The sequence below is a fragment of the Oxalobacteraceae bacterium OTU3CINTB1 genome, assembly GCA_024123955.1.
GTDB lineage: Bacteria > Pseudomonadota > Gammaproteobacteria > Burkholderiales > Burkholderiaceae_D > Rugamonas.
The window spans coordinates 4,800,557-4,813,288 of record CP099652.1 but is presented as its reverse complement, the minus strand read 5'-3'; the positions used below and the strand labels follow the sequence as shown (position 1 = coordinate 4,813,288).

Here is a 12,732-nt window from a genome sequence, read left to right as displayed (position 1 = left end):
TATGTCAGGCATGTGACCTTTATTTTGTGCAATAGTTCCCGGCAGATAAGCAGAAGATGGCCGCAAAATGCGCGGAGTATGAGATGGCGCAAAGAATGCGTACAATTCCGCCTTTAAGAGCGTCTTCAAGGAATCGCATCATGAGTATTAGCGCCACCGATCACGACGCCGTCGTCGCCAAGACCGTCGACTGGCTGGAAAAGGCCGTCATCGGCCTGAACCTGTGCCCGTTCGCCAAGGCCGTCCACGTCAAGGGCCAGATCCGTTACGTGGTGTCGGACGCCGACACGCCGGAGGCATTGCTGGAAAAGCTGATGGAAGAGCTGGAATACCTGGCCGAAGCCGACCCGGAAAAAGTCGACACGACCTTGCTGATCCACCCGCACGTGCTGGCCGACTTCGAGGACTATAACGAGTTCCTCGACGTCGCCGACGCCGCGCTGGAGGATATGCAGCTCGACGGCGAGCTGCAGGTGGCCAGCTTCCACCCGGACTACCAGTTCGCCGACACGCACAAGAACGACATCGAGAACTACACCAACCGCTCGCCGTACCCCACCTTGCACCTGCTGCGCGAGGAGAGCGTCGAGCGCGCGGTCGAAGCGTTCCCCGAGGCATCTGACATTTTCGAAAAGAACATCGCCACCTTGCGCGCGCTCGGGCACGACGCCTGGGACAAGTTGCTGCAGGTGAAGGGATGAGCGAAGGCAAGGGCGAGCCGCCAGTCAGGCCGGACACGCCGTGCGTGGCCGTGTGCTCGACCACCTTCGACGAGATTTGCCGCGGCTGCGGACGCAGCGTGGTGGAGGTGGCGCACTGGGTGTCGATGAGCGCCGAGCAGAAGGAAGTGGTCTGGCAGCGCATCCTGGCGCAGGGCTACCCGCGCCGGAATAAATAACGTCAAACCCGGCGTGCGCTTGGCGATACGCCGGCGACCCCGCTTGGCCGTGCGGGTTAAGCGCCGGCCAACCGATCAATACGTGCCGATGAAATTCTTCTTGCCGATGTCCAGGCCGTTGTGGCGCAGGATGTCGTAGGCGGTGGTGGCGTGGAAGAAGAAGTGCGGCAGCGCGTAGTGGAACAAATACGTCTGGCCGGTGAAATGCTTGGTCTTCTCGCCGCTGCCGGTGGTGATGGCGCGCTCCTCGCTGCCCTCGATCGAGGCCTGCGGCACGCTATCGATGTAAGCGAGCGTCTTGACGATGCGCGCCTTCAGGTCGGCGAAGCTCACTTCGGTGTCCTCGTACGACGGCACGTCCAGGCCGCCCAGGCGCGCGGCGGCGCCCTTGGCGAAGTCGCAGGCGATCTGGATCTGGCGCGTGAACGGCAGCATGTCCGGGAACAGACGGAACTGCAGCAGCGCGGCCGGCTCGATCTTTTTCTCGGTGGCGTGGGCTTCGGCCTTGTCCAGGATGGCCAGCAGGCTGTTGAGAATCTGCTTGAACACAGGAATCGAGGCGGAATACATGGAAAAAGTGGTCATGGCGTTGTCCTATTTGGCGATCTATTTGGAGGTCTGGGTGAAGTCTATGTGGAAATTGAGCCGCGATAATAGCCCGCCCCGAGGTTTTTTGCTTGGCGTGTGACTTGCAGGGCAATTTTCCGTGCATAATTCCACTAAGTAATTTTGTAACATGACCCCGACGACGATGCGACCTTTCCCCCTGCCGCGATTTTGTTCGCCCCTCGATGACTAGCGTGAGGACTAGCGTGATTCACCGTCTGCGAACCAGGCTGGGGGCGCTGTACGGGCTGTCGATCTACGGCGCCCTGCTGCTGGTCGTGTTCGGCGGCCTGGTGATCCCGGCCATCATCGGCAGTTATTTGCTCATCGGCGTGCACGAGCAGCAGTCGGCCCGCGTGGCGCTCGACGAGTCGCTCCAGCGTAACGCCGACATCCTGGCGCTGGGCATGCAGGAATCGTTGTGGAACATGAATTCGGAATCGGCCCATTCGCTGGTCGAATCGGTCATGCGCGACCGCTCGGTGCTCCAGGTTCAGGTGGTCGGCCAGGCCGACGCCCAGTTCATGCACGTGCGCTCGCCGCGCCAGGCGAGCGGCAACGTCTACCGCGCCGAACGCGAGATCCTGGTGCGCGGCGAAAAGATCGGCCGCATCACGGTCGAAATGGACGACGCCCGCAGCCAGCAGGAGCTGCGCGAAAAACAATGGTCCTATGTGTTCGTGCTGGCCGCGCAGCTGACCGTGTCGCTGCTGCTGATCGTACTGTTCCTCAATTCCCGCCTGATCAAGCCGCTGCGCAAGCTGATGCGCTTTTCCGACCGCCTCTCGCGCGGCGACTTCGAGACCCGGCTCGACCTGGCCGGCAGCGACGAGCTGGGCCGCCTGGCCCAGCAGCTTGAGCAGATGCGCGTGGCCATCAAGCGCCTGTTCGAGGACGTCGGCCAGCGCGAGGAGCGCTTCCGCACCATCGTCACGCAGGTGCCCGGCGCGGTGTTCCGCTTCCGTCCGGACGGGCCGATCGATTTCGTCTCGGACGCCATCGAGGACATCTCCGGCTATCCGGCCGCCCAGTTCATGCTGGGCAACACCGACGCCTGGACCAACCTGATCGCGCCGCAGGACCGCAAGCGCCACCGCCGCGCGGTCGCCCAGGCGCTCGGCGACGGCCTGCCGTACGAGATCGAATACCGCATCGTCGACGCCGCCGGCACCGAGCGCTGGCTGGCCGAGAACGGCCAGCCGCAGCCGCGCGGCGCCGACGGCAGCTCGCCGTGGGTCGACGGCATCATCGCCGACATCAGCCAGCGCAAGCACAACGAGATGCGCATTGAGGGCCTGCTGGCCGAGCAGAGCGCCATCCTCGACAACGTCATGTTCGGCGTCATGTTCGTGCGCAACCGGCACATCGTCTCGGTCAACCGCCGCTGCGAGGAGCTGTTCGGCTATGAGCCGGGCGCGATGACGGGCGCCTCGACGGCCATCCTGTTCCCCGACCCGTTCGAGTACGAGGCGGCCGGCGCGCGCCAGTACCCGTCGCTGGCCGAGGGCGACTACTTCAACGAGGAGCGCAACTACCGGCGCCCGGACGGCTCCACCTTCTGGTGCATGGTCAGTGGCTACGCGCTCGACAAGCACCGCGCCAACGAGGGCAGCATCTGGGTCTACGCCGACATCAGCGCCCGCAAGGAGGCCGAGGAAAAGCTACGCCTGTCGGCCACCGTCATCGAGCACATCGCCGACGGCGTGGTGGTGCTCGACAGGGACGGCACGATCGTCGCCATCAACCCGGCCTTCAGCCAGATCACCGGCTATTCCGAGGCCGAGGCGCTGGGCCGGCACTACACCTTGACGCGCTCGGGCCGCCACGAGCAGCAGTTCTACGACGCCATGTGGCAGGAGCAGGTCGACACCGGCTTCTGGCGCGGCGAGTTGTGGAGCCGGCGCAAGAACGGCGAGATGTACCTGGAATGGCTGACGGTGAGCGCGGTGCGCGACAGCCGTGGCGTGGGCACGCACTACGTTGGCGTCTTCAGCGACATCACGAAGGCCAAGGAATCGCAGGAAAAGCTCGACCACCTGGCCCACCACGACCCGCTGACGGCGCTGCCGAACCGGCTGCTGTTCCACGACCGCCTGCAGCACGCGCTGCTGCGCGCGGCGCGCGACGGCGAGCAGCTGGCGCTATTGTTCATCGACCTCGATCGCTTCAAGAACGTCAACGACACCCTCGGCCACCACATCGGCGACGAGCTGCTCAAGCAGGTCGCCAACGCGCTGCTCGAGCGCCTGCGCGAGGGCGACACCCTGGCGCGCCTGGGCGGCGACGAATTCATCGTGCTGCTCGAGGATATCGACAACCAGTTCGGCGCCAGCCAGGTGGCCGAAAAGCTGGTGCAGATGTTCGACCAGCCGTTCATGGTGGCCGGCCACGAACTGTTCGTCACCTGCAGCGTGGGCATCAGCCTGTTCCCGGACGACGCCACCGACCTCAATATGCTGATCCGCAACGCCGACGTGGCGATGTACCAGGCCAAGGCGCGCGGGCGCAACGGCTACAGCTTCTACGCGCCGTCGATGACGGGCGAGGGCGTCGAGCGCCTGCGCCTGGAGACCTTCCTGCGCCGCTCGATCGAAAAGGACGAGGTCTTCCTCAATTATCAGCCGCAGGTGGAGATCGACAGCGGGCGCCTGATCGGGGTCGAGGCGCTGGTGCGCTGGAACCATCCGGAGCTGGGCCTGATTCCGCCGATCCGCTTCATCCCGCTGGCCGAGGACACGGGCTTCATCAACCAGCTGGGCAAGTGGGTGCTGGAGGAGGCCTGCCGCCAGATGGTGCGCTGGCAGGCGGCCGGGCTGCACGTGCCCAAGATCGCCGTCAACCTGTCGGCCAAGCAGTTCGAGCGCGGCAGCATCGTCAACATGGTGGCCGACATTCTGCGCGAGACGGGGCTCGAGCCCCAGCGGCTGCAACTGGAAGTGACCGAATCGGTGATCATGAACACCGGCGACGCCATGGTCTTCATCAACGACCTGCACTCGATCGGCGTTGGTCTGGCGATCGACGATTTCGGCACCGGCTACTCGTCGCTGGCCTACCTGAAGCAGCTGCCGGTGCAGACGCTCAAGATCGACCGCTCCTTCATCAAGGACATCTCGACCGACGCCAACGACGAGGCGATCGCCATCGCCATCATCCAGCTGGGCAAGAGCATGAATTTGTCGGTCATCGCCGAGGGCGTGGAGACCGAGGAGCAGGCCGCCTTCCTGCTGCGCCACGGCTGCCACCTGGCGCAGGGCTACTTCTACAGCAAGCCGCTGGCCGCCGCCGACATGCTGGCGCGCTGGCGCCCATAAAATCGGAGACCTCCAATGCATGGAGAGAGAAAAAGTTCGCGCCGCCGCTTCCTGTTCGGCGGCGTGGCCGCCGCCGGCGCGCTGGTGGTCGGCTGGGGCGTGCTGCCGGCGCGCCAGCGCCTCGACAGCGCGCACCCGCTGCCGCTGACGGGCGGCGCGCTGGCGCTCAACGGCTGGGTGGGGCTGGCGCCGGACGGCACGGTGACCGTCGCCATGCCGCGCAGCGAGATGGGGCAGGGCGTGCACACGGCGCTGCCGATGCTGGTGGCCGAGGAGATGGACGTGCCGCTGTCGGCCATTCGTCTGGTGCAGGCGCCGATGGATAAAATCTTCGGCAACGTCGCCATGCTGCGCGACGGCCTGCCGTTCCACCCCGACGACGACGGCCGCCTGAAGGCGGTCGCGCAATGGACCGTCGGCAAAGTCGCGCGCGAGCTTGGCCTCATCATCACCGGCGGTTCGTCAAGCGTCAAGGACGCCTGGGGACCGATGCGCGAGGCCGGCGCCACCGCGCGCGCGATGCTGGTGGCCGCCGCCGCCGACCTATGGAAGGCGCGCGCGGCCGACTGCCGCACCGAGGACGGCCACGTGGTGCACGCCGACAGCCGGCGCGTGGCCTACGGCACGCTGGCCGCCGCCGCAGCCACCTCGCGGCCTGGCGAGGTGCGCCTCAAGACGCCACAGGAATTCCGCCTGATCGGCCGCCCGCAACCGCGCCGCGACACCCCTGCGAAGGTCAACGGGCGCGCGGTGTTCGGCATCGACGTGCGCCCCGAAGGCCTGTTGTACGCCGCCGTGCGCATGTCGCCGGTGATCGGCGGCACGATCGCCGGTGTCGATACGAACGCCGTGCTGACGATGCCCGGCGTGCTGCGCGTGGTCGATTTTTCCGGCGCGCTCGGACCGCACGCGGGCGCCGGCGCCGGCGTGGCGGTCGTCGCCAAGACCTGGTGGCAAGCCAGAACGGCGGCACAAGCCTTGCCGGTGCGCTGGGCCGGCGGCCAGAACGCGGGCCTGTCCAGCGCCGGCGTCTACGCCCAATTCGCGGCCCTGCTGGACAAGGAATCCGGCTACGCCTACCACCAGAGCGGCGACATGGACGCCGTCCAAGGGCAGGTTGCCGGCATCGCCAGGACCATCAGCGCCGAGTACCGCGCCCCGTACCTGGCGCATGCCGCCATGGAGCCGGTCAACTGCACCGCGCAGATCAAGGACGGCAAGGTGTACGTGTGGGCGCCGACGCAGTCGCCGGGCTTCGCGGTGCGGGCGGCGGCCACCGCCGGCGGCGTGGAAGTGGAGGACGTGGTGCTGCAAGTGACGATGCTGGGCGGCGGCTTCGGACGCCGGCTCGACGTCGACATGGTCGCGCAGTGCGTGGCGGTGGCGCGCCAGTGCGGCGGCGCGCCGGTGCAGATGATCTGGTCGCGCGAGGACGATACCACGCACGACGTCTATCGGCCGGCGGCGCTGGCGCGTTTTGTCGCCACGCTCGACGCGGCTGGCAATGTGCTCGGCTACGATAACAAATCGGCCAGCGGCTCGGTGTCGCACCAGTTCTTCAAGCGCAACCTGGGCCTGCCGGCCGGTGGGCCGGACAAAACCACCGCCGAAGGCGAATTCGATATGCAGTACGAGTTTGCCAATCAGCGCATCCGCCACGTAATCGTCGACAGCCCGGTGCCGCTGGGGTACTGGCGCTCGGTCGGCCACTCGCACAACGCCTTTTTCAAAGAGAGCTTCATCGACGAACTGGCGCACGCCGCCGGCAAGGACGGCGTCGCGTTCCGGCGCGGCCTGTTGAAGCGCCACCCGCGCCACCTGGCGGTGCTCGACGCCGCCGTGGCCCGGGCCGGCACCGCGCCCGAGGGCCGCGCGCACGGCGTGGCGCTGCACCAGTCGTTCGGCACCATCGTCGCGCAGGTGGCCGAGGTGTCGGTCGAGGGCACGGAGATCCGCGTGCACCGCGTGGTGTGCGCGATCGACTGCGGCATCGCCGTCAACCCCAACATCATCGCCCAGCAGGCCGAATCGGGCGTGGTGTTCGGCCTGTCGGCGGCGCTGTACGGCGCGGTCACGATCAACGACGGCAAGGTCGAACAAACCAACTTCCATGATTACCCGGTCGCACGAATGAACCAGGCCCCGCTCGTCGAAACGATTATCATGCCGAGTGCGGAGCACCCCGAAGGCATGGGCGAGCCGGCCACGCCGCCGATCGCGCCGGCGGTGGCCAACGCCGTATTCAAATTAACCGGCAAGCGCTTGCGCAGCTTGCCGCTGACGTTATAGGAGAGTTGGATGAGGACAGCGTTATTGTTGGGAGCATGGTTGGTATCGGCGGTGGCCGGCGCCGCCGAGGTGACGGAAACCGGCAGCTTCACGGTCGGCACGACCGAGGTGGTGGGCTACCGTTTGAGCCAGGAGGGCGCGCCCGATGTCGAGTACTTCATCTCCAAGACCAAGGAACCGGCGCCGCTGGTGCTGCTGATCCAGGGCTCCGGCTGCGCGCCGGTGTTCAGCGGCCTGGATACCTCGCGCCGCTCGTCCAACGTGTTCGGCTACATCGATCTGGCGCAGCAGGGCAAATACGCGGTCATGGTGGTCAACAAGCCGTACGCGCCGAAGGATGCGCCGAACGGCGGCGGCATCATCGCCTGTCCGACCGAATTCAATGACTACTTCACCCTGGAGAACTGGGTGCGCGACCTGGGACGCGCCTACGACCACGCCGCGCAGCAGCCGTGGGTGCGCGCCGGTTCGTCGCTGGTGCTGGGCGTGTCGGAAGGCGCCACCGCCGCCGCCGGCCTGGCCGAAAAAGAGGGCCGCGTGACCGACGTCGCCATCGTCTCCGGCAGCGGCCCGTCGCAGTACTACGACTTCGTCGCCGGCGCCTATGCCGCCGGTGGCGGGGACGAGCAGATCAAGCTGCGCCTCGATGAACTGGAGGCGACGCGCCAGAAAATCGCCGCCGACCCGGATAACGCCAAAATGCTGGCCTGGGGCCACCCGTACAAGCGTTGGAGCAGTTTCTTCCGCGCGTCGTCGACGCAATCGCTGTTGAAATCGCAGGCGCGGGTCTACATCGTCGGCGGCATGAAGGACACCAGCGTGCCGATCCTGTCGGGCGAGGCGATGGCCGCCGAACTGCTGGGCGCCGGCCACGACGTCACCTTGCGGCGCATTCCCAACGCCGGCCACAACCTGCTGCCCGCCGGCGCGGCCGCCGGCAACATGTGGCCCGAGTACCAGCGCATTGTCGAATGGTACGGACGCGATTTGTCCAAGCCGGTCGGGTCACGATAACGAGCGCCGAGCACACGCTCGGCAAAAAAATGTTGACATCGCCGCCCGTTCGTTTATTCTTACTGCATCGTTACAGTAAATCGATACAGTACTCGCTGAAGACACGTAGGGCGGATTAGCGCAGCGTAATCCGCCATGCATGCGCCATCGACGGCTCATGGCGGATTACGGCTTCGCCTAATCCGCCCTACGTGGTTTAGAAATATCGGCAGCAAGCATGCAACGGGGTTCGCCCCATTATTTTTAGCGGTTTACTGTAACGTTACAGTAAACCGTTGCAGTACCAAGAAGATAAATATAAGATACGGAGACAATGATGACTGGAACAACCCTGCCCGGCGCGACGCGCTGCCGGCCCACCCCGATCGCCGCCGCCGTGGCGCTGCTATGGATCGGCGCCTTGCCCGCGCAGGCGCAACAAGCCGCCGGCCAGGCCAGCGCGGACACCGCCGCCCAGCCCAAACTGGAATCGGTGGTCGTGACCGCCAACCGCCGCGTCGAAAAACTCGAAGACGTACCCGCCTCGATCTCGGTGCTGGGCGAGGAATACATGCAACGCAACAATGTGCGCGAACTGGTCGACATCATCAACCTGTCGCCGGCGCTGTCGATGTCGGTCGGCACCCAGGTCGGCACCAACAGCATCAACATGCGCGGCATCGGCACCACCTCGAACAATCTGGGTATCGAGGGCGACGTCGCCATCATGGTCGACGACATCCCCTATGCCCAAACCCAGCAAGCGTTCCGCGACATGTCCGACATGGCCCGCGTCGAAGTGCTCAAGGGCCCGCAAAGCACGCTGTTCGGCAAGAGCGCGATCGCCGGCGCGGTGGTGATGACGACCAAGCCGATCGGCGCAGGCCCGATGCAGACCAAGGTAAGTCTCTACCACACCAGCGACCAGGAATACCGCGCCTCCGCCTCGCTCAGCGGCCGCCTGTCGGACACGGTTGGCCTGCGCCTCTACGCCAGCAAGACCAATTTCCCCGGCTTGCTGCACAACCTGACCGACGATTCGATGCAAAACGGTTCCGGCGGCAAGACCTTCATGGCCAAGCTGCAGTGGAAGATCTCGCCGGACCTCGACGTATTGATCACGCCGCGTTACGATCACTCCCGCGCCACCGGCAACACGGAAGCCATCACGTCGATAGGCGAGGGCGTCGGTTACCTGTACAACCGCAAATACACCGCGCTGTCGAACACGGAAATTCTGCGCGGCATCAACGTCAGCCGCTGGAACCGCCAGATCCGCAACGACTCGCCGACTGGCCTGGACGCCACCGACCGCGCCATCGGCGTGCGCGTCAACTACGCCTTCCCGGACAGCTCGCCGCTGGCCGGCCACGCGCTGACGTCGATCACGTCGGTCGACAACAACCTGTCCAACGACTTCCGCGACAACGACAACATCGACCTGATCTCCACCTTCTACCAGGTCGACGCCAGCGGCAAGCCGTCCGGCATCGCCGAGCCGCCGATGATCAACGGCACCATCGCCAGCAAGACATCGACCCAGGAGTTCCGCCTGACGTCGCCGGACGGCGGCGACTTCCGCTACCTGGTCGGCGTATGGATCGCGCGTAACTCGCTGTACCGCACCTACCTGCGCGGCAATGCCTTCGTCAAGGAAACCAACTACACCAACTACGACACCAACTCGGGCAGCCTGACGCACGCGATCTACGCCAACACCAATTGGGATTTCGCGCCGAAGCAGAGCCTGAGCGCCGGCCTGCGCTTCAACCGCGAGGCCAACGACTATCTGTTCCACACCGTCGACAGCCTGTCGTCGAGCGCGCCGGACAACGTGCACACCGGCGAGCACCTGTACATCGCGCCGCAAAACAAGGAAAACGCCGTCACCGGAAAACTCGGCTACACCTACCATCTGAACGACGAGATGATGGTGTACGGCACCACCTCCACCGGCCACAAGGGCGTGGCCTACGACATGACCAGCGGCGCCAACAACGTCAACGTGTTTTCCCGCCTGCCGCTGGCGCCGGAGAAGGCCACCAGTTTTGAGGCCGGCTTCAAGGCCAACCTGTGGAACAACCGCGCCACCTTCAACGCGGCCATCTTCCAGACCCGCTTCCGCGACTACCAGACCTCGGCCACCGAGCGCTTCACCGACGGCAGCCAGGCCAGCGTGTTGTACAGCATTCCATCGCTGCAAACGCGCGGCTTCGAGGCCGACGCCACGGTGCTGGCGACGCGCTCGCTGCTGCTCAACGCCAGCATGGCCTACACGCGCGCCGTGGTGCGTGACTGGAACCAGGGTCCGTGCTACAGCGGCGCCACTGACTGCACCGTGCCCAATGAGCTGGTGCCCGGCTCATTCCTGCGCGACGCCAGCGGCGGCATGATGCCGAACGCGCCCAAATGGAAATTGAACCTGGGCGGCGAATACACGCTGCCGCGCCTGGCCGGCTTGCCGGTGGTGGCCGCGATCAACGCCCAGTGGCGCACGCAGTCGACGGTGCAGGGCGCGATCAGCCAGGACCCGTCGCTGGTGCGGCCCGGTTATGGTATTTTCGACCTCGGCGCCTCGTTCAAGGACGTCAAAGGCCTCTATAAACTGTCGATCGGCGTGAAAAACCTGTTCGACCACCATTACGAATCGGGCAGCAGCGGTTCCTTCCTCAACTTCAAGCGGGCCGGCGGCGGCCCCGACATCCGGTCCTATGGCTGGAAGCCGGCCCGCGACGCGTTCCGCTACGCCACCATCCGTCTGGATGTGGCGTTCTGAACGCATAACACTTCACAAGGACATCATGAGCGAATCCAAGATTCAGGACGTAGCGAGACTGGCCGGCGTATCGACCACCAGCGTCTCGAATTTCCTGAACAACCGTATGGGGCAGATGCGGCCCGATACCCAGCGCAAGATCCAGCAGGCGATCGAGCAGCTGGGCTACCGGCCCAACAACGCCGCGCGCCAGTTGAAGACCGGGGTCGCCTCCATGGTCGGGCTGCTGGTGCCGTCGCTGGCCAATCAGTTCTTCGGTTCGCTGGCCTGCGCGGTGGAGACGGCCGCCGCGCGCCACCAGTGCCACGTGATGACCTTCAGCACCTTCCGCGATCCGGAGCGCGAGCGCGCCGTCATGGCCGATCTGCTGGCCTACGGCGCACAGGGCATCATCACCGGCTCCGCGCTCAACGACACCGGCCACCTGGTCGGCATGACGGCGCGCTGCCCGGTGGTGGCGTTCGACATCAAGCGCTCCGACGACAGCCATGAGCGCATCACCACGATCTCGGTCGACAACGTCGCCGCCACCACCATGGCGGTCGAGCATCTGGTGGCGCTGGGCCACCGCGCGATCGCGCTGGTGACGCCTCCGCCGTACACCCTGAATCGCCAGGACCGTGTCAAGGGCTTCGAGCAGGCGGTGGCGGCGGCCGGCATCAGCGGCGAGCTGGTAATCGCCGACGCCACCGACGCCCCGGCCGACCTGCACGGCGACACCCGGCTGTTCGAGCTGGGACGCAGCGCGGCGTCGCTGTTGCTGGCCGCGCGCAGCAAGCCGACGGCGGCCATCGCCATCAACGACATGATGGCGATCGGTATCGGCATCGGCCTCAAACAGCTGGGCAAGCGGCTGCCGCAGGATTTTTCGCTGATCGGCATCGACGATATTTTCTTCTCCGCCGCCAACGATCCGCCATTGACGACGTTGCGCCAGCCGATACAAGCCATGGCCGACGCGGCCGTCCAGCGCATCCTGGCGCCGGGCGCGGCCGGCGTCGGCGGCGAATTGTTCGCGCCGGAGCTGATCGTCCGGGCGTCGACGGCGGCGCCACCCAAATAATTCATTCCCCAACCACTCATTAGAAAGAACATCGCCATGGAACTTATCGGAAAACGCGCCCTCGTCATGGGCGGCGCCTCGGGCATTGGTAAAGCCAGCTCGCTGGCGCTGGCGCAGGCCGGCGCCGACGTCGTGCTGACCTATTGGAGCAGCGCCGACGAAGCACAGGAAGTCGTCGCGCAAATCCGCGCCCTCGGCCGCCAGGCCCAGGCCATCAAGGCCGACCTGACCGACGGCGCCATCGCCGAACGGGTGTTCGCCGAAGCCGAAGGCGCCATCGGCGAGATCGACATCCTGTTCGCCAACATCGGCGGCTTGATCCAGCGCTGCCGCGTGGCGGAGATGCCGCTGACCTTGTGGAACGAGGCCATGAACCTCAACCTCACCAGCACCTTCCTGATCTGCCAGGCGGCGGTCAAGCGTATGGAGCCGCGCGGGCGCGGCGCGATCATCACCATGTCGTCGCTGGCTGCGTTCGACGGCGGCGGTCCCGGTTCGGCGCACTACGCCGCGTCCAAGGCGGCCGTCGCCACCTTCACGCGCGCGCTGGCCAAGGAGGTCGGCCCGGCGGGCGTGCGCGTCAACGGCGTCTCGCCGGGGTTGATCGCCACGCGCTTCCACGACACCTTTAACACTCCGGCCAACCGTCAGGCCATCGCCGAGCGCACGCCGGCCCGCCGCGAAGGCGCGCCCGAGGACGTGGCCAACGTGGTCGTGTTCCTGGCGTCCGAGCGCGCCGCCTTCCTGGCTGGCGAAATCGTCCAGGTCAACGGTGGCCTGGGCCTCTACTGAT

At 65.9% G+C, this 12,732-nt stretch carries 9 protein-coding genes; 8 read left to right on the top strand and 1 reads right to left on the bottom strand.

Annotation, left to right across the window (positions count from 1 at the left end; all coding sequences use genetic code 11):
* Positions 1–140 precede the first annotated feature (140 nt).
* A complete protein-coding gene (locus tag NHH73_20760) occupies positions 141–701 on the top strand; it encodes a DUF1415 domain-containing protein (protein ID USX25024.1) in 561 nt (186 codons plus the stop codon).
* Complete coding sequence (locus NHH73_20755; GenBank protein ID USX25023.1) at positions 698–898, top strand: DUF1289 domain-containing protein; 201 nt, start codon at positions 698–700, stop codon at positions 896–898. Before NHH73_20760 ends, NHH73_20755 begins: the two co-directional genes overlap by 4 nt.
* Before the next feature lie 75 nt (positions 899–973).
* Here the strand turns inward: NHH73_20755 and NHH73_20750 are convergent, their stop codons facing one another.
* Positions 974–1,483, bottom strand: coding sequence for a DUF1993 domain-containing protein (locus NHH73_20750; protein ID USX25022.1), 510 nt, complete (start codon positions 1,481–1,483; stop codon positions 974–976).
* Between the two features lie 206 nt (positions 1,484–1,689).
* Between NHH73_20750 and NHH73_20745 the strand changes: the two genes are divergently transcribed.
* The 6 genes from NHH73_20745 to NHH73_20720 all read left to right on the top strand — a co-directional run bounded on the left by NHH73_20745 (position 1,690) and on the right by NHH73_20720 (position 12,731).
* On the top strand, positions 1,690–4,818 hold the full coding sequence (locus NHH73_20745; GenBank protein USX25021.1) for an EAL domain-containing protein: 3,129 nt from the start codon (positions 1,690–1,692) through the stop codon (positions 4,816–4,818).
* Positions 4,819–4,833: 15 nt separating this feature from the next.
* Entirely contained in the window at positions 4,834–7,107 is a 2,274-nt protein-coding gene (locus tag NHH73_20740; GenBank protein ID USX25020.1) for a molybdopterin-dependent oxidoreductase, read from the top strand.
* 9 nt (positions 7,108–7,116) lie between these two features.
* Positions 7,117–8,121 (top strand): prolyl oligopeptidase family serine peptidase, encoded by a 1,005-nt coding sequence (locus NHH73_20735; GenBank protein ID USX25019.1) that lies wholly within the window; start codon positions 7,117–7,119, stop codon positions 8,119–8,121.
* Positions 8,122–8,437: 316 nt separating this feature from the next.
* On the top strand, positions 8,438–10,876 hold the full coding sequence (locus NHH73_20730) for a TonB-dependent receptor (GenBank protein ID USX25018.1): 2,439 nt from the start codon (positions 8,438–8,440) through the stop codon (positions 10,874–10,876).
* A 25-nt stretch (positions 10,877–10,901) separates the two neighbouring features.
* Positions 10,902–11,939 carry a LacI family transcriptional regulator gene (locus tag NHH73_20725; GenBank protein USX25017.1) on the top strand — a complete coding sequence of 346 codons (1,038 nt, stop codon included), beginning with the start codon at positions 10,902–10,904 and terminating at the stop codon, positions 11,937–11,939.
* A gap of 36 nt (positions 11,940–11,975) precedes the next feature.
* Positions 11,976–12,731 (top strand): SDR family oxidoreductase, encoded by a 756-nt coding sequence (locus NHH73_20720; GenBank protein USX25016.1) that lies wholly within the window; start codon positions 11,976–11,978, stop codon positions 12,729–12,731.
* The last annotated feature ends 1 nt before the right edge of the window (position 12,732 follow it).